This is a genomic window from Microbacterium immunditiarum (genome assembly GCF_013409785.1).
Taxonomy (GTDB): Bacteria; Actinomycetota; Actinomycetes; order Actinomycetales; family Microbacteriaceae; genus Microbacterium; species Microbacterium immunditiarum.
Genome location: NZ_JACCBV010000001.1, coordinates 3,300,869 through 3,317,811 on the forward strand (window position 1 = coordinate 3,300,869; position 16,943 = coordinate 3,317,811).

A 16,943-nucleotide genomic window follows, 5' to 3' on the forward strand; every position below is an offset into this window, starting at 1 on the left:
ATCCGTCACTGCATCGAAACGGACAGCGGATCCTCCGGGCCCTTGTGCGATCCCTCCAACGGGGGCGCGAAGCGCGCCGATAGGGTGGAACGCGTGACCGAAGCGCCCGACCTTTCCACGACCGCCGGCAAGATCGCAGACCTCCGTTCGCGCTATCAGGAAGCCGTGGTCGACGCCGAGAAGGCGGCGCAGCAGAAGCAGCACGCGAAGGGCAAGCTGACCGCGCGCGAGCGCATCGACCTGCTCGTCGACGCGGGCAGCTTCGTCGAGCTCGACGAGTACGTGCGCCACCGCACGACGGCCTTCGGCATGGACAAGTCGCGGCCGTACGGCGACTCGGTGGTGACGGGCGTCGCGACGATCCACGGGCGCACGGTGGCCGTCTACGCGCAGGACTTCTCGACGTTCGGCGGCTCGCTCGGCGAGGTGGCGGGCGACAAGATCATCAAGGTCATGGAGTTCGCGCTGCGCAACGGCATCCCCGTCGTGGGCATGCTCGACTCGGGTGGCGCGCGCATCCAGGAGGGCGTGGTCGCTCTCGGCAAGTACGGCGAGATCTTCCGTCTGAACACGCAGGCCTCGGGTGTCATCCCGCAGATCTCGATCATCATGGGCCCCGCCGCGGGCGGCGCCGTGTACTCGCCCGCACTGACCGACTTCGTCGTGATGGTCGACAAGACGAGCCAGATGTTCGTCACCGGCCCCGACGTCATCAAGACCGTGACCGGCGAGGACGTCGGCATGGAGGAGCTGGGCGGCGCGCACACGCACAACACGCGCTCGGGCGTCGCGCACTACCTCGCCGAAGACGAGGACGACGCGATCGACTACGTGCGCACGCTCCTCGGGTTCCTCCCCGACAACAACATGTCGGAGCTGCCGGTCTACGAGACCGAGTTCGAGTTCGAGACGACGGATGCCGACCGCGCGCTCAACCACGTCGTTCCCGACTCGCCCAACCAGCCGTACGACATCCACCACGTCATCCGCGGGATCGTCGACGCCGAGGACTTCCTCGAGGTGCAGCCGCTGTTCGCACCCAACATCGTGATCGGCTTCGGCCGCATCGAAGGCCGATCGGTCGGGATCATCGCCAACCAGCCGTCGCAGATGGCGGGGACGCTCAACATCGAGGCGGGCGAGAAGGCCAGCCGGTTCGTGCGGTTCTGCGACGCGTTCTCGATCCCGATCGTGACGCTCGTCGACGTCCCGGGGTACCTGCCGGGCACGGACCAGGAGTGGACCGGCGTCATCCGGCGCGGCGCGAAGCTCCTCTACGCATACGCCGAGGCGACCGTCCCGCTCGTCACCGTGATCCTGCGCAAGGCGTACGGCGGCGCGTACATCGTCATGGGCTCGAAGCAGCTCGGCGCAGACATCAACCTCGCGTGGCCGACCGCCGAGATCGCCGTGATGGGCGGCCAGGGCGCGGTCAACATCCTCTACCGCGGTGAGATCAAGCGCGCGGAGGAGGCCGGCGAGGACGTGGCAGCCGTCCGCACGCGCCTCGCGAACGAGTACACGTACAACGTCGCCTCGCCGTTCCTCGCGGCCGAGCGCGGCGAGCTCGACGGCATCATCGAGCCGGCGCAGACGCGCGTCGCGATCGCGAAGGCCCTTCGCGCGCTCCGCGGAAAGCGCGCGAGCCTTCCGCCGAAGAAGCACGGGAACATTCCACTGTGACGCTGGCAGAGCACGACGACCACCCGATCTCGGTCGAGGTGCTGCGCGGGCATCCCGCCGAAGAAGAGCTCGCCGCCCTCGTCGCGGTCGTCACCGAGGCGTACACGGAAGAGGCGAGCCACGCTGTCGCCAACGACCGGCCGACGCGGTCCGCGTGGTCCGTGTCGCAGCGCCCCCTTCGGCAGCCGCTTCCGCGCGAGCTGGGGTGGTCGCGCGCGCTTCCCTGCTGGCAGGGCTGACACCTGTGCAGTGTGGATTTGTCCCCCGAAATACCTACAGACGGAACACTTGACGGGGCCGATACTTGAAGTGCTGGAACGCTCTGCGTTCGGCTGACCTGCCCTCCGGTTCTCGGTGTTGGTCAGGTTCGGCCAGTGCGGACGGTTTTCGGGTAACCGTCCGCAGGCGAGGGGCGGGCGGCTTCGCCGCCCCTCGCCTCTTCTTCTCCGCTCCCCGCCCTGGCTCCCCTCCCCCGCCGGGACGGGGAGCGTGCTTGTCTGCGCGCCCGGCCGCTACTCGTCTTCGCCGGCGCCGGGCAGGGGGATCTCCCGCCACAGGTCGACCGCGTCCTCGTCGGACAGGCCAGCACCCGCCGCAGACCGGCCGACGACCGTGACCGCGACGCGCTCGTGCGGCGACGTGCGGATGTAGATGCGGTCGGACCGGGCAGCGCGCAGTGTGTCGGCCAGCTGCGAGCGGATGATCGAGAGCGCGGACGGGTCGACGTCCTCGAGGCCGCCCTCGTCGAGCACGGTCACCGTCGCACCGCGCCGGCGTGCGCGCTCGAGCTCGGCGCGCACGGCGTCGTCGAGCAGCCTCGGGCCACGCATCTCGTCGCGCAGGCGCCCCTCGGCGACACGCGCCTGCAGCCGCTCGGTCTCGTCGAGCTCGCCCGCCGTCGCCACGGCGCGCATGAGCACGGGTCCCGCGACCACGAGCGCGCGCTGCACCTGCACGCGCCGCTCGCGCTGGCGCACCGACTGCGACGCCTGCCACGCGGATGCCGCCCGCTGCAGCCCCGCGAGCCGCGCCGTGTCCCGCGCGGCGCGGTCCATGGAGAGGAGCAGCAGCTGCGCGGCCGCGACCCACACGGCCGAGCCGACGAGTCCGAGCGACAGCGCGTCGACGGGTCCCATCCACACGATCGACCCGATCGCGAGCGCCGCGATCCCGGTCCACGCGATCCAGGGACGGCGCCGCACCATGACGATCACCATGAGCGCGCCGATCCCGCCGAGGTACCACGTCGCGAACGTCGCGGATCGCAACTCGGGACCCACCGCGATCGAGACGGCGGTCGGCACGGCGACGGCGCACACGAGCGCGGCGACGGCCGCCCACATCGGCAGCCTCACCGGTCCTCGCGGTCCCGCTGTGAGCGGGACGTCCTCGTCCTCCGGAGGAGCGTGCGACGGCGCAGGACGCGGCTCGAAGAAGATGCACAGCCACGTGACCACGAGGTACGCCGCGAACGTGATGACCATGAGCAGCGGCGACGGGACGGGCTCCGTCCACACGAGCCCGCGCACGGCGAGGTACGCCGTGAACGCGACGCCGAGCCCGGCGAGGACGTTGCGCACGCTGATCACAAGAGGTCCTCCCCCGGCCACTCCAGCCGCACGCTCGTGCCTTTCGGTCCTGAGGAGATGCTCGCGGTGCCGCCGACCGCGCCGACGCGGGCGACGATCGAGCCGCGGATGCCGAGGCGGTCGTCCGGGACGCGCTCGAGGTCGAAGCCCCCGCCTGTGTCGCGCACGTCGATGCGCAGCCGGGTCGGAATCGCCGACGCGCGCACTTCGACGGTGAGCCCCTTCGCACCGGCGTGCTGCACCGAGTTCGCGATCGCCTGCGTCGCCGCGAGCGAGAGCGCCCGCGCGACGCGGCCCGGGAAGGTGCCCGTCGCCGGATCGAGCTCGCGCGCGACGGCCAGATCCAGGCCCAGCTCGGATGCGCCGTGCTCGATCTCGGCGACGATCGCCGCCGCATCCTTCGGGTCGTCGGTGCCCTCCTCCGACCCGTGCTCCGTGTTCGCGAGCCTCGTGAGCGCCTCGCGCGCCATCGTGGAGGCGAGGGCGTGCTCGCGCGGCGTGTGCGCCCGCTCCACGGCGATGAGCGCGGCCAGCACGCTGTCGTGCATGAGTGCCGCGACGGCGACGCGCTCCTGCTCGGCGGCATCCGCGGCCGCCGCTCGCGCATAGGAGGAGACGGCGAGCGCGCGCGCCTCGTCGACGTTGGACGCGACCGAGCGGAACACCCACCCGAGTGTGACGAGCACGCCGCCGAGGATGAGCGCGAACGACACGTCGAGGGCGATCGTGAACCACACGTCGAATGCCACGCCGACGACGCCCGCCTGCAGCATCCGCACCGCGCCGAAGAGCAGCGGCACCAGGACGGCCCACATGACCTGCCACGGGAGCGGGTAGGCGAGCACCGCGGCGACGGTCGCGACGTTCACGAGGTACCAGATCCACGGCTCGGTCGGCGACGTGACCGGCACCCCCGCCGTCGCCGCGGGCCACAGCAGCAGCACCAGGCAGTACGAGATCGTGTAGAGGCCCGCGAAGAGCCGCACGCCGCGACCGATCCCGCACGCGATGAGCATGACCGCGAGCGGCGCGAACGCGAGGATCATGAGGGGCAGATGCCACCCCGCGATCTCCTCGCTGGGGCCGAGCGCGTTGATGAAGGACTGGATGCCGAGCACGAGGCATCCGAGTCCGATCACGAGCGAGATGACGCGCTCGATGCGCTGCCTCGTGAACGAGCCGAAGCCCGCGGTCGTCTCACGCGTCTGCGGGATGCGCCCCCACGCCTCGTCGAGGGCGGCGCCCGCGGAGTCAGCGGTCACTGGGCCCGCCCGCGGGAGCGTCGTCGGCGGACTCCGACAGGATGCCGTCCTCGAGCGCGCGCCGCAGCAGGTCGACCTTCGTCGGCGCCGGCCGGCCGACTTCGACGTACTTCACGCGCACGCGCGTGATGTTCTCCTTCGCGGTCGAGTACGCGACGCCGAGCCTGTCGGCGACGACCTTGAGCGGCAGGCCGGCAGCGTACAGCCGGAGCACGTCGCGCTCGCGGGCGGAGAGCTGCGCATCGGCGAAGGCGCGGTCGCCCTCGACGGCGCTCGCCCATTCGACGTTGTTCAGCGGCTCACCGAACGCGACGGTGCGGATCGCCGCGATGACGTCGTCGATCGGGGATGCCTTGCTCACGACTCCGGCGGCCCCCGCGGCGAGCGCCTCGCGCACGGCGGCGGGGCGGTCGGCGACGCTGTGGATGATGACGCTCGACCCGTCGGTCACGACCCGGCGGACGTTCTCGGTCACCGTCGTGCCGTCGCCCAGCGTGAGGTCGAGCACCACGACGTCCGCGGGCGGTGAGGCGCTGAAGGTGCGCCACTCGAGGTAGTCCGTCACGGTGCTGCCCGAGAAGACGACGGTCATGTTCGAATCCCGTGCACAGGCCGCCTCGAGTCCGAGCCGGACGGACTCGTGATCGTCGATGAGCGCGACGCGCGTCATGGCCACAGCCTAACCGCGAGCGTCGGCGCGGGTGAGCACCGCGACCGCCTCGACGTGATGCGAGTTGGGGAACAGATCGACCGCGTGCACGGCCGGCGTCTCGTACCCGGCGAGCCGCAACGTCGCGAGGTCCCGCGCGAGCGCGACGGGGTCGCACGCGACGTAGACGACGGTCGCCGGAGCCAGTGCCGCGATGCCCTCGACGACCTCGCGCCCCGCCCCCGAGCGCGGCGGATCGAGCAGCACGACGCCGCGCGAGAGACGTTCGCGCTCCGGGGCGGATGCCTCGGCCACGAGCCGCGCGATCCAGCGGTCGACGCGCGCTGTCTCGGCCCGCGCGCCCACCCACTCCGCGAGGTTCTCGCCCGCGTGCTCGGTCGCGCGCGCATCCGACTCGACGCTCGTCACGCGCGTCGAGGCTCCGCCGAGATCGCCGAGCGTCGCCGCGAAGAGGCCGACCCCGCCGTAGAGGTCGAGGTGCCAGGCATCCGGGTCGATCGCAGGACCGTCTGGACGAGCCTCGCGCAGCAGCGACGACACGAGCGACGTGAGCGAATGCGCCGCGAGCCGGTGCACCTGCCAGAACCCGCCCGCGTCCACGCGGAACTCCCGTCCGCCGGCGCGCTCGACCACGACCTCCCGGGCCGGGTCGCGTTTCGCGGGTGCCGACGAGGGTGACGGATGCCGCGCCCCGCCCGCGTTCGGACGCCCGCGTCGCCCGCCGGGCCGCGCCTCGCGCGCCGCGCGCTCGGGCCGCGGAAGCACGCGCACGCGCCCGTCCGCGGGCTGCACCAGGTCGACGCGGCCCGGCGCCATCCCGCTCAGCTCGAGCGCCGCGCGCTCGACGGCGGGCGTCGCAAGAGGAAGATCCTCGACCTCGATCACGCGGTGGCTGCGCGCGGCGTACGGCCCGATGCGGCCGTCCGCGTCGACGTGCAGGCTCACGCGCGTTCGCCAGCCGGTGCCGTCCTCGGTCTCCTCGGCCACGAGCTCATCGCGCGGCGAGAACTCCGCGAACGCGCCCTGGAGCATGACCGGGACGTCGACGCCGCCGATCCGGTGCAGCGCGTCCTGGATGACCTGCAGCTTGAGGCGCCGCTGCGCATCGAGGCGGATGTGCCCGAAGTCCGCTCCGCCGGGGCGCTGCTCCGGCGCGACGTCGATGTCGGCCTGACGCCACACATGCGGGCGGCGGTCGGGCGAGGCGTCGAGCACCTCGATCGCCTCGGCGCGCCAGTAGCGCCGCTTGTCGGCATCCGGTCCCGCCTCAGTCAGACGCGCACGGATGCGCTCGCCCGGGATCGCGTCCGGCACGAACACGACCCGGCCCTCGTGCCGAGCGACGAACACGCCGCCGTGGGCGACGCCCGTGATGTCGAGGTCGATGAGGTCGGGGCGAGTCACCCTTCCACTCTTCCATGCGCAGGACGTGCTTCCGCCCGGCGGTACGGTGGGCGCATGCGCGTGTGCCTCGCCTCGACCTCGCCCGCCCGGCTCATGCTCCTCCGGCAGGCGGGGATCGACCCCCTCACGCTGGCTCCCGAGGTCGACGAGGACGCCGTGATCGCGACGGTCGAGGCGGCCGAGGGGCGCACGCTCGATCCCGACGAGCACGTGCTGCTGCTCGCGCGCCGCAAGGCGGCGGACGTGGCGGCGCGCCTCGCCGACGACGCCCCGGAGTTCGACGGGATCGTGATCGGCGGCGACTCGATGTTCCTGTTCGAGGGCGTCGTGCTCGGCAAGCCCTACACGCCCGAGGCTGCGCGTGAGCGCTGGCACGCGATGCGGGGGCGATCGGGGGAGCTGCACTCGGGCCACGCCGTCGTGCGCGTGCAGCCGGGGCGGCCGCCGCGCGAGGCGCACGGGGTGGCCGAGGCATCCGTCTTCTTCGCCGGTGATCTGACGGATGCCGAGATCGACGCGTACGTCGCATCGGAGGAGCCCCTGCACGTCGCCGGCGCCTTCACGATCGACAGTCTCGGGGGCCCGTTCATCGAGCGCGTCGAGGGCGATCCATCGACCGTCGTCGGCATGTCGCTTTCGACCCTGCGGCGGCTCGTGCGGGAGCTCGACGTCGAGTGGCCCGAACTGTGGCTGCACAACGCCCCGCCGGTCGGCTCGGTCGAAGGGTGAGACCGGGGCGAAATCACTTGTAGTTGGACGCCCACGTTTTTCACTCGTTCTTGTGCGATGCGCCCAAATCGCGCGAGGGGGCGCTCGGTAGGCTGGCATCCATGCCTGAAATCGCCAAGGTTCTCATTGCCAACCGCGGCGAGATCGCCGTACGCGTCATCCGCGCCGCACGCGACGCAGGCAAGTCATCGGTCGCGGTCTACGCCGACCCGGATCGTGACGCGCTGCACGCCCGGCTCGCCGACGAGGCGTACTCCCTCGACGGCTCCACGAGCGCCGAGACCTACCTCTCGGTCGAGAAGATCCTGTCGGTCGCGCGCCGCTCGGGCGCCGACGCCATCCACCCCGGCTACGGCTTCCTCGCCGAGAACGCCGACTTCGCGCGCGCCGTCATCGCGGCGGGCCTCACATGGATCGGGCCGTCGCCCGAGGCGATCGAGGCCCTCGGCGACAAGGTCACCGCGCGCCACGTCGCCGAGAAGGTGGGCGCTCCCCTCGCCCCGGGCACCCCGGGTCCCGTCGCAGACGCGAGCGAGGTCGTGGCCTTCGCCGAGGAGCACGGCCTGCCGATCGCGATCAAGGCGGCCTACGGCGGCGGCGGGCGCGGCCTCAAAGTCGCGCGCACGCTCGACGAAGTGCCCGAGCAGTTCGAGTCTGCGACGCGTGAGGCGATCACGGCGTTCGGGCGCGGCGAGTGCTTCGTCGAGAAGTACCTCGACAAGCCCCGCCACGTCGAGACGCAGTGCCTGGCGGACGCCGCGGGCAACGTCGTCGTCGTGTCGACGCGCGACTGCTCGCTGCAGCGCCGCCACCAGAAGCTCGTCGAAGAGGCGCCGGCGCCGTACCTGACCGAGGAGCAGAACCGCATCCTCTACGCGTCGTCGAAGGCGATCCTGCGCGAGGTCGGCTACGTCGGCGCGGGAACGTGCGAGTTCCTCATCGGCGCCGACGGCACGATCTCCTTCCTCGAGGTCAACACGCGCCTGCAGGTCGAGCACCCGGTGTCGGAGGAGATCACGGGCATCGACCTCGTGCGCGAGCAGTTCCGCCTGGCCGAGGGCGAGGAGCTCGGCTACGACGACCCCGCGACCGAGGGCCACTCGATCGAGTTCCGCATCAACGGCGAGGACCCGGGTCGCGGCTTCCTCCCCCAGCCCGGACCGATCCACGTCTTCAAGACGTTCGGGGGTCCCGGCATCCGCCTCGACTCCGGCGTGACAGCGGGTGACACGGTCAGCGGCGCGTTCGACTCGCTCCTCGCCAAGATCATCGTGACCGGCCGCGACCGCGCCGAGGCGCTCGAGCGCTCCCGCCGTGCACTCGATGAGTTCGAGGTCGCGGGACTGCCGACGGTGCTGCCGTTCCACCGCCGCGTCGTGCGCGACCCCGCCTTCACCGGTGAGAACGGCTCGTTCGGCGTGTACACGCGCTGGATCGAGACGGAGTTCGAGAACGACATCCCGCCGTGGGACGGCGAGCTCGAGGCGCCCAAGCCCGCGGAGCACCGCCACACGGTCGTCGTGGAGGTCGCGGGCAAGCGCCTCGAGGTGAGCCTTCCCGACCGCATCGTGTCGACGCCCGCCGCACCCGGACGCCCCGCCGCCGTTCCGCCGTCGCGCCGCTCGCACGCGCCGACGGTCGTCGCGGGCGCCTCGGGCGACGCGGTGAAGGCTCCCATGCAGGCGACCATCGTGAAGGTCGCGGTCGAGGAGGGCCAGCAGGTCGTCAAGGGCGACCTCGTGGTCGTGCTCGAGGCGATGAAGATGGAGCAGCCGATCCAGGCGCACAAGGACGGTGTGATCAGCTCGATCAACGCCGATCCCGGCACGACGGTTTCGGCCGGTCATCAGCTCCTGACGATCATCTGACGTCGCCGGCCGTCACCCGGCACCCGGCTCCCCCCTGAGGCGCCGAGGTCGCGCGGAGTGCGCTCGCGCGGGCTCGGCGCGGTCCGCGCGAGCGCGCCAAGACGGCGACGGGACGGATGCCGCGGCATCCGCCACACCCCGTATCAGCCGCCCGTGCCCGGCTGATCGACGACGTGCATCGCGCGCGCGGCGTCCGTGATGCTGCCCGACAGCGACGGGTACACGGCGAACACGCGCGAGACCTGGTCGACCGTGAGGCGGCGCTCGACGGCGATCGCGATCGGGTAGATGAGCTCCGACGCGCGCGGGCCGACGATGACGCCGCCGACGACGGTACCGCTCCCGGCGCGCGCGATGATCTTCACGAAGCCGTCCTTGATGCCCATCATCTTCGCGCGGGCGTTCGCGGCGAGCGGAAGCTTGTGCACGACGCCGTTGAGGAGGCCGTCGTCGATGTCCTTCTCCTGCCATCCCACCGTGGCGATCTCGGGCGCGGTGAAGATGTTCGACGTGATGCGGCGCGATTCGAGCGGGATGACGACGTCGCCGAGCGCATGGAAGATCGCGGTGCGGCCCTGCATCGAGGCCACCGACGCGAGCGGGATGAACGTCGTGCAGTCGCCGGCCGCGTAGATGTTCGGCACGGAAGTCCGTGCGACGCGGTTGACCTGGATGTGCCCCGACTCGGTCATCTGAACGCCCGCCTCCTCGAGGCCGATGCCCTTCGTGTTCGGGATCGAGCCGACGGCCATGAGGCAGTGACTGCCCTCGACGGTGCGTCCGTCGGACAGCGTCACGACCACCGCGTCGCCGTGCCGCTCGACGCTCTCGGCGCGGGACTTGCCGAGCACCGTCATGCCGCCGCGCTTGAAGACCTTCTCCAGCACGGCGGCCGCGTCGCGGTCCTCGCCCGGGAGCACGTGCTCACGGCTCGACACGAGCGTGACCTTCGAGCCGAGGTTCATGTAGGCACCGGCGAACTCGGCGCCCGTGACACCCGACCCGACCACGATGAGGTGCTCGGGGAGGGCGGTCATGTCGTAGAGCTGCGTCCACGTGAGGATGCGCTCGCCGTCGGGGACGGCGCTCGGCAGCACGCGCGGCGACGAGCCCGTCGAGACGACGAGCGTGTCGGCCTCGATCCGGTCGAAGTCGGTGCCGCCGGGGCCCGTTGAGGCGACGACGGCGTGGTCGCCCTCCAGGCGGCCGTGACCCGAGATGATGCGCACGCCCGCCTCGACGAGCGAGGCGCGCATGTCGTCGGACTGCTGGCGCGCGAGCGAGAGGAGGCGCTTGTTCACGGCGGCGAGGTTGATCGCGATCTCGGGCTTGAGGGGCTTGCCCTCCTTGGTCTTCGCGAACAGCTGCACCCCCAGATCGCTCGCACCGGCGATCGCGACGGCCGCGTCGGCGGTGGCGATGAGCGACTTCGAGGGCACGACGTCGGTGATGACCGCCGACCCTCCGACACCCGCCCGTTCGATGAGGGTGACCTCCGCTCCGAGCTGGGCCGCGGCGAGAGCCGCTTCGTACCCGCCGGGTCCGCCGCCGATGATCGCGACGCTCTGGGTGCGCTCGAAGCTCACAGACATGAGGACCATTCTCCCAGTCGCGAGGCCCCGCCACGACCGCGGTCGTTCCATCCGTGGCCCGTGGCGTTCGGCGGCGCTAGCGTAAGGGCATGCCGAACACGACCGAGAACCCGCTCGACGATCCCGCCGCCGATCCGTTCGCCGTGGCCGAGCAGGCCGCATCCGACATCGCGCGACTCACCCGCGTCGAGCGCCACGACATCGCCCTCACCCTCGGCAGCGGGTGGAGCAAGGCGGCGGAGCTCATCGGCGAGACCACCGTCGAGATCCCCGCCACCGAGGTCACCGGCTTCACCCGGTCCGCGGTCGCGGGCCACGCGGGCACGCTCCGCAGCATCGTCACGCCGCGCGGCAGGCGCGTGCTCGTGATCGGGTCCCGCACGCACTTCTACGAGGGCCACGGCGTGCGCCGCGTGGTGCACAGCGTCCGCACGGCCGCCGCGACCGGCGCGCGGATCATGGTGCTGACGAACGGCGCGGGCGGGGTCAAGAGCACGTGGCGGCCGGGCCGGCCGGTGCTGATCAGCGACCACATCAACCTCACCGCCGCGAGCCCGCTCGAGGGCGCGACGTTCGTCGATCTCACGGACCTGTACTCGATCCGCCTGCGCGACCTCGCCCGCACGATCGATCCGAGCCTCGACGAGGGCGTGTACTGCCAGTTCCGCGGACCGCAGTACGAGACGCCGGCCGAGGTTCGCATGGCGAAGACCATCGGCGGTCACATCGTCGGCATGTCGACGGCGCTCGAGGCGATCGCGGCGCGCGAGGCCGGCATGGAGGTGCTCGGCATGTCGCTCATCACGAACATGGCCGCGGGCATCCAGACCACCCCCCTGAGCCACCAGGAGGTGATCGAGGCCGGCCGCCAGGCGGAGCCCGTCATCTCCAAGCTCCTGGCCGGAATCGTCGGGGCGCTGTGAGCGACGCGGTGCTGGAGAAGGCGCGGGCGTGGCTCGCGCAGGATCCGGACGGCGAGACCCGCACCGAGCTCCGGGAGATCATCGAGCGCGCCGAGTCCGGTGACGCGGACGCGGTCGCCGACCTCGAGGACCGCTTCGGCGCGCGGCTGCAGTTCGGCACGGCGGGGCTGCGCGGCGCGCTCGGCGCCGGAAGCAACCGCATGAACCGCGTGCTCGTCGCGCAGGCGGCGGCGGGTCTCGCGGCGTATGTGCTCGAGAAGGCGGATCCGGATGCCGCAGAGCCCCCGCTCGTCGTCATCGGCTACGACGGCCGGCGGAACTCCGACGTGTTCGCTCGCGACTCCGCCGAGCTGTTCACGGGGGCGGGGCTGCGCGCCGTGATCCTGCCGCGGAAGCTCCCCACGCCGGTGCTCGCATTCGCCGTGCGCGAGCTCGGGGCCGCGGCGGGCGTGATGGTCACCGCGAGCCACAACCCGCCCGACGACAACGGGTACAAGGTCTACCTCGGCGGCCAGGACGAGGGGGCGCAGATCGTGCCGCCCGCCGACGCCGAGATCTCCGCGCACATCGAGCGCGTCGCCGCCGAGGGCGACATCACGTCCCTCCCGCGCTCGGTCGCGTTCGAGCTGGCTCCCGAGTCGCTCGTCGAGGCGTACATCGCGGCCACCGCCGCCGTCGCGCCCGCGCCCGCGGGGGCGGAGGGCCTCACGTGGGTCTACACCGCGATGCACGGGGTGGGGTGGGAGACGTTCTCACGGATCCTCGATGTGGCGGGCTACCCGCAGCCGACGACGGTCACGGCGCAGCTCGAACCCGACGGCACGTTCCCGACGGTGGCGTTCCCCAACCCGGAGGAGCCCGGCGCGATGGATCTCGCCTTCGAGACGGCGCGCGAAGCGGGCGCCGAGCTCATCATCGCGAACGACCCCGACGCCGACCGGCTCGCGGTCGCCGTGCCCGACGAATCGGCCGACGGCGGATGGCGGCGCCTCACGGGCAACCAGGTCGGGCTGCTGCTCGGGTGGCGGGCGGCGCGCCTGGCGGCGGATTCCGGCGACGTCGAGGGCGCGTCGCTCGCGTGCTCGCTCGTGTCGTCGCCGGGGCTCGAGGTGGTCGCGCGCCATTACGGCCTGGACTTCCACGCGACGCTGACGGGCTTCAAGTGGATCTCGCGCGCGCCCGGCCTCGTGTTCGGCTACGAGGAGGCCCTCGGCTACCTCGTGAACCCCGAGACCGTGCGCGACAAGGACGGCATCTCCGCCGCGGTCGCGCTCCTGGGCATGGCGGCGGAGGCGCGCGGGCGGGGCGCGACCGTGTCCGACCTCCTCGACGAGTTCGACGCGACGTTCGGGTTCTTCGCGAGCGACCAGGTGTCGGTGCGCGTGGACGACCTCTCGGTGATCGGGCGCATCATGGGGGCGCTGCGGGCGGAGCATCCGTCGTCGATCGGCGACGTCGAGGTCGAGCGCGTCGACGATCTGCTCGAAGGGTCGGACGGGGTGCCGCCCGCCGACGTGCTGCGGTACACGCTCGTCGACGGCTCGCGGCTGATCGTCCGGCCCAGCGGCACCGAGCCGAAGGTCAAGCTGTACCTCGACGCGCGCGGCGAATCCGCCGAAGACGCCGGCGCACGGGTCGCCGCGCTCGCGGCCGGGGTGAGGAGCCTGCTCGACGAGCTCACGTGAGCGGCGGACGGCGTGTTGCGCGAGAGGCGAGACGCGATATATCGTGAGTGACCTCAGGTAGCGGTGAGGAGTGGAGTCGATGGTCACCGGACGCGAAGACGAGACGGATGCCACGCCTCCTCCCCCTCCGCACGACCCGGCGCCTGCGGCGCCCGAGTCCCCGCTGACGGCGCCCGCCCTCGCGGGTGCGCCTGACGCCATCGCCCGCGACACCGGGGCGGTGCCGACCGTCGAGGAGCCGGGCCCACCCGACCCGCCGCACTGGCTGCGGCGCACCGTCATGTTCCTGAGCGGCCAGACGGTGAGCCTTTTCGGCTCGATGCTCGTGCAGTACGCGGTGTTCTGGTACCTCACAATCACGTACCAGTCGGGCCTCATCATGATGCTCGCCGCGCTGTTCGGGTTCCTGCCCCAGGCGGTGGTGTCGATCTTCGCGGGCGTGTGGGCGGACCGCCACAACCGGAAGCTCATCATCATGGGGGCGGATGCCGCGATCGCCGCGTCGACCCTCGCGCTCGCGCTCATCATGATGACGGGCTACGACGCCGTATGGCTCATCTTCCTGACGCTCGCGATCCGGTCGACGGGCCAGGGCATCCAGCTGCCGGCCGTGTCGGCGCTCGTCCCGCAGATCGTGCCGACGCGCAACCTCATCCGCGTGAATGGCATCAACGGATCGATCCAGTCCGCGCTCGCGCTCCTCGCACCCGCCGCAGCGGGCGGCCTCTTCGCGTGGGCGTCAGCCGCGACCGGCGGCACGGCCGGGTCGCTCGTGCCGATCTTCTTCATCGACGTCGTGACGGCGGTCATCGGCATCGGCATCCTCGCGCTCATCCCCGTGCCGACGATCCGCCGCGCCGCCGACGCGCACGTGGGCTATTTCGCCGACCTCGTCGACGGCGTGCGCTACGTCGCGAACCACGCGTTCGTGCGGTGGCTGCTCGTGCTCTTCGCCATCATCTTCCTGCTGATGGTGGCGCCCTCGAACCTCACGCCGCTCATGATCGTCCGCTCGTTCCCCGCGGGCGAGACTCAGGACGTCGTCAACCTCGCGATCCTCGAGGTCGCGTTCAGCGTCGGCATGATGCTCGGCGGCATCCTCGTGGCGTCGTTCTTCGCGAAGCGCAGCCGCATCGGTCTCATCGTCGTGTCGTCGCTCGTGTTCGGCGTGCTGTCGGTGGGCCTCGGGCTGTCGCCCAACGTGTGGATCTTCTTCGGCTTCATGTTCCTGGTGGGCCTGGCCGTCCCGTTCTTCTCGACGCCGTCGATGACGCTCCTGCAGGAGACGGTCGAGCCCGAGCGCCAGGGCCGCGTGTTCGGGTTCGTCGGGATCGTCATGGCCGTCGCGATGCCGATCGGCATGCTCGTGTTCGGTCCGCTCGCCGACGTCGTCGCGATCGAGGCGCTGCTCGTGGCAGCCGGACTGCTCACCTTCGTCGCGGTCGGCGCGGCGATCGGCCTCCCGGCGGGCAGGCGCGCACTCGCCGCCGCCCGTATCGCGGCCGCGTCGGGCGACCCGGCGAAGGGTGCCGCGGCCGCCGAGGCGGCGATGCACTCCGACCAGTGACGGCCGCTTCCGGAGGGCGGCGTCGGCACGCGCGCCGGAGCGGTTCTAGGCTCGACTCGTGCTGCTGAACACCTCGATCGTGCTCGAGAACGACTTCGTGCGAATGGAGCCGCTCTCGCACGAGCACGCCGACGACCTCGCCGTCGCGGCGGATGGCCTCGACCGCGCGTGGTACACGTCCGTGCCCGCGCCGAGCGAGGTGGCGGCCGAGATCGACCGGCGCCTCGCGTGGCACGCCGAGGGACACATGAACCCGTGGGCGATCCGGCGGCTCGAGACCGGCCGGGTCGTTGGCATGACCACCTACTGCCACATCGACCAGCCCAACCGGCACGTCGAGATCGGCTACACGTGGCTCGCGCTCTCGGCCCAGCGCACCGCGGTCAATACGGCCGCGAAGCTGCTCCTGCTGCGGCACGCGTTCGACGACTGCGACGCGATCGCGGTCGAGTTCCGCACCCACTGGCACAACCGTCAGTCGCGCGAGGCCATCGCGCGCCTCGGCGCGAAGCAGGACGGCGTGCTGCGCAACCACCGCCTCGGTCCCGACGGCACGCTGCGCGACACCGTGGTCTTCTCGATCCTCCCCCACGAATGGCCGGCCGTCCGGCTCGGCCTCGAGGAGCGGCTCCGCCGCCGTGACCCTTCGTGACCCGGCCGTTTGGGGCGGGTTTCCGACTTTGGGGCGGATTTCCTGCGCCCCAAAGTCGGAAATCCGCCCCAAACCCCGGGATGAATATGGTTCCTCCCGAGGAGGTCGGGCGGAGCAAGACGACACACGCAGCAGAGAGAACACATCTGCGCGTGAGCGGATGACGACGATGGGTCGATGCCCGTGCCGCTGCACCCATACGCATCCGATTCGCCTGCGCTCCTCACCTACGCGAGTCTGATCGACCACGGACTGGCCGACAGAGCGATCCGGATGCAGGTTGCGGGCGGGTCACTCGTAAGGATCCGCCCCGGCGTCTACGTGTCCGGGGACGAGTGGCACCGTGCGCGCCCGGAGCACCGGGTGCTCGCACGCGCGCGGGCACTCGACCTCACGTCGAGCGATCGCCCGGTACTCACGCACGAGACGGCGGCCGCGCTCCACGGACTGCCGCTGTACCGTCCCGACGGAGCGCGGGTCCATGTGACTCTCCCACCGGAACGCCCGGGTGCCGTCGTGGGCGTCATCCGGCATCGCGGGGAGATGCCGGCGGACGACGTCACCGAGATCGACGGCCTCCTCTGCACGACGCTCTCACGCACAGTCGCAGATGTGGCCCGTACTGCGACATTCGAGCAGGCAGTCACCGTCGCTGATGCGGCGCTGAGGCACATCGCCGGGCGCGGTGCGCGCGAGTACGACCGGGACGCGGCATCCGCATTCTGTGCGGACGTCCGCCGAATCGCACGTCGGTCTGCGCACGGCGTCGCCCGCGCTGAGCGTGTACTTCGCTTCGCCGACGGGCGCTCCCAGCTTCCCGGCGAGAGCATCAGCCGGATTCGCCTCGTCGAGCTCGGCTTCGGGGATCTCGAGTTGCAGGTGTCCGTCGACGCGCCGGACGGCGGCTCGTACTACGTGGACTTCGGGATCGAAGGCCGACGAGCACTCGGCGAATTCGACGGAGCGATCAAGTACCGCGACGGTGGGATGCTGGATGGGCGCACGACTGCCGAGGCGTTCGACCGCGAGAAGCGGCGCGAGGACTGGATCCGCGGGACAACCGGCGCCCCTCTTGTGCGTTGGGGCTGGCCCGATGTGGCGACGACCGCGACGCTCGGCGCACGCCTCGCCGCGTTCGGCATCCGTCCCGCCCGAGTCGTCCGATCCCGGCGCCGTACGCGGTGAAGACAGAAGAGCCGGGTTTGGGGCGGGTTTCCGACTTTGGGGCGGATATCCTGCGCCCCAAAGTCGGAGATCCGCCCCAAACCGCACGGGAAGGCCGGATGCCCGGCTGCCCCGCGGGTGACGGATGCCCCGGC

The 16,943-nt window shown here is 71.6% G+C and carries 14 protein-coding genes; 9 read left to right on the forward strand and 5 right to left on the reverse strand.

Annotated features, from left to right (window positions below; genetic code table 11):
• The first annotated feature begins 84 nt into the window (after positions 1-84).
• Positions 85-1,683, forward strand: coding sequence for a carboxyl transferase domain-containing protein (locus tag BJ991_RS15420; RefSeq protein WP_179491422.1), 1,599 nt, complete (start codon positions 85-87; stop codon positions 1,681-1,683).
• Positions 1,680-1,922 (forward strand): acyl-CoA carboxylase epsilon subunit, encoded by a 243-nt coding sequence (locus tag BJ991_RS15425; RefSeq protein WP_179491423.1) that lies wholly within the window; start codon positions 1,680-1,682, stop codon positions 1,920-1,922. The genes BJ991_RS15420 and BJ991_RS15425 overlap by 4 nt, the downstream gene beginning before the upstream one ends.
• A gap of 273 nt (positions 1,923-2,195) precedes the next feature.
• Here BJ991_RS15425 and BJ991_RS15430 read toward each other — a convergent pair whose 3' ends face one another.
• From BJ991_RS15430 to BJ991_RS15445, 4 genes are read right to left on the reverse strand one after another with little or no spacing between them, the layout of a single operon-like run.
• On the reverse strand, positions 2,196-3,272 hold the full coding sequence (locus tag BJ991_RS15430) for a hypothetical protein (RefSeq protein ID WP_179491425.1): 1,077 nt from the start codon (positions 3,270-3,272) through the stop codon (positions 2,196-2,198).
• The gene (locus tag BJ991_RS15435) at positions 3,269-4,534 is read right to left on the reverse strand and encodes a sensor histidine kinase (RefSeq protein WP_218852954.1); all 1,266 of its coding nucleotides are present in this window, start codon (positions 4,532-4,534) and stop codon (positions 3,269-3,271) included. The genes BJ991_RS15430 and BJ991_RS15435 overlap by 4 nt, the downstream gene beginning before the upstream one ends.
• Positions 4,524-5,204, reverse strand: a complete 681-nt coding sequence (locus BJ991_RS15440) for a response regulator transcription factor (RefSeq protein ID WP_179491427.1) — start codon at positions 5,202-5,204, stop codon at positions 4,524-4,526. Before BJ991_RS15440 ends, BJ991_RS15435 begins: the two co-directional genes overlap by 11 nt.
• Before the next feature lie 9 nt (positions 5,205-5,213).
• A complete protein-coding gene (locus BJ991_RS15445; protein WP_179491429.1) occupies positions 5,214-6,608 on the reverse strand; it encodes a class I SAM-dependent RNA methyltransferase in 1,395 nt (464 codons plus the stop codon).
• A gap of 54 nt (positions 6,609-6,662) precedes the next feature.
• On the opposite strand from BJ991_RS15445, the gene BJ991_RS15450 reads away from it, so the two are divergent.
• A complete protein-coding gene (locus BJ991_RS15450) occupies positions 6,663-7,337 on the forward strand; it encodes a Maf family protein (RefSeq protein WP_179491431.1) in 675 nt (224 codons plus the stop codon).
• Positions 7,338-7,438: 101 nt separating this feature from the next.
• On the forward strand, positions 7,439-9,205 hold the full coding sequence (locus BJ991_RS15455) for an acetyl/propionyl/methylcrotonyl-CoA carboxylase subunit alpha (protein WP_179491433.1): 1,767 nt from the start codon (positions 7,439-7,441) through the stop codon (positions 9,203-9,205).
• A 143-nt stretch (positions 9,206-9,348) separates the two neighbouring features.
• Here the strand turns inward: BJ991_RS15455 and BJ991_RS15460 are convergent, their stop codons facing one another.
• Positions 9,349-10,797, reverse strand: a complete 1,449-nt coding sequence (locus BJ991_RS15460) for an NAD(P)H-quinone dehydrogenase (protein ID WP_246301113.1) — start codon at positions 10,795-10,797, stop codon at positions 9,349-9,351.
• An 89-nt stretch (positions 10,798-10,886) separates the two neighbouring features.
• Between BJ991_RS15460 and BJ991_RS15465 the strand changes: the two genes are divergently transcribed.
• The 5 genes from BJ991_RS15465 to BJ991_RS15485 all read left to right on the forward strand — a co-directional run bounded on the left by BJ991_RS15465 (position 10,887) and on the right by BJ991_RS15485 (position 16,809).
• Entirely contained in the window at positions 10,887-11,720 is an 834-nt protein-coding gene (locus tag BJ991_RS15465; RefSeq protein WP_179491437.1) for a purine-nucleoside phosphorylase, read from the forward strand.
• Positions 11,717-13,405 (forward strand): phosphohexomutase domain-containing protein, encoded by a 1,689-nt coding sequence (locus BJ991_RS15470; RefSeq protein WP_179491439.1) that lies wholly within the window; start codon positions 11,717-11,719, stop codon positions 13,403-13,405. Before BJ991_RS15465 ends, BJ991_RS15470 begins: the two co-directional genes overlap by 4 nt.
• 79 nt (positions 13,406-13,484) lie before the next feature.
• Entirely contained in the window at positions 13,485-14,972 is a 1,488-nt protein-coding gene (locus tag BJ991_RS15475; RefSeq protein WP_246301115.1) for an MFS transporter, read from the forward strand.
• A 103-nt stretch (positions 14,973-15,075) separates the two neighbouring features.
• Positions 15,076-15,624: a GNAT family N-acetyltransferase gene (locus BJ991_RS15480; RefSeq protein WP_179492865.1), complete on the forward strand. Its 549-nt coding sequence runs from the start codon at positions 15,076-15,078 to the stop codon at positions 15,622-15,624.
• A gap of 177 nt (positions 15,625-15,801) precedes the next feature.
• A complete protein-coding gene (locus BJ991_RS15485) occupies positions 15,802-16,809 on the forward strand; it encodes a type IV toxin-antitoxin system AbiEi family antitoxin domain-containing protein (RefSeq protein ID WP_179491441.1) in 1,008 nt (335 codons plus the stop codon).
• The last annotated feature ends 134 nt before the right edge of the window (positions 16,810-16,943 follow it).